Consider the following 554-nt stretch of genomic DNA (forward strand, 5'->3'; position numbering starts at 1 on the left):
CGGCTTTTACATGGCCCCGATTTGTATTATGGCTTTGACTCCACCCACAGTTTCGGTATTATGTTTAGCCCCGGTACATTTTCGGCGCAGCGGCACTCGACTAGTGAGCTATTACGCACTCTTTAAATGGTGGCTGCTTCTGAGCCAACATCCTAGTTGTCTGTGCACCGCCACATCCTTTTCCACTTAACATAAATTTTGGGACCTTAACTGGTGATCTGGGCTGTTTCCCTTTCGACTACGGATCTTATCACTCGCAGTCTGACTCCCGGAACTAAATCAATGGTATTCGGAGTTTATCTGAATTCAGTAACCCATGACGGGCCCCTAGTCCAAACAGTGCTCTACCTCCATGATCCAATATTCCGAGGCTAGCCCTAAAGCTATTTCGGAGAGAACCAGCTATCTCCAAGTTCGATTGGAATTTCACCGCTACCCACACCTCATCCCCGCCATTTTCAACTGACGTGGGTTCGGTCCTCCAGTGTGTTTTACCACACCTTCAACCTGGACATGGGTAGGTCACTTGGTTTCGGGTCTACATCTATATACTC

The 554-nt window shown here is 48.2% G+C and carries 1 rRNA gene (running past one end of the window); it reads right to left on the reverse strand.

What is annotated here, in order from left to right:
* Window positions 1-554 (reverse strand): 23S ribosomal RNA (locus ACF1X7_RS10075); its annotated part reaches 750 nt to the left of the window's first position; the annotation flags it as partial.

This window comes from Latilactobacillus sp. VITA-14 (genome assembly GCF_046580785.1).
Lineage (GTDB): Bacteria > Bacillota > Bacilli > Lactobacillales > Lactobacillaceae > Latilactobacillus > Latilactobacillus curvatus.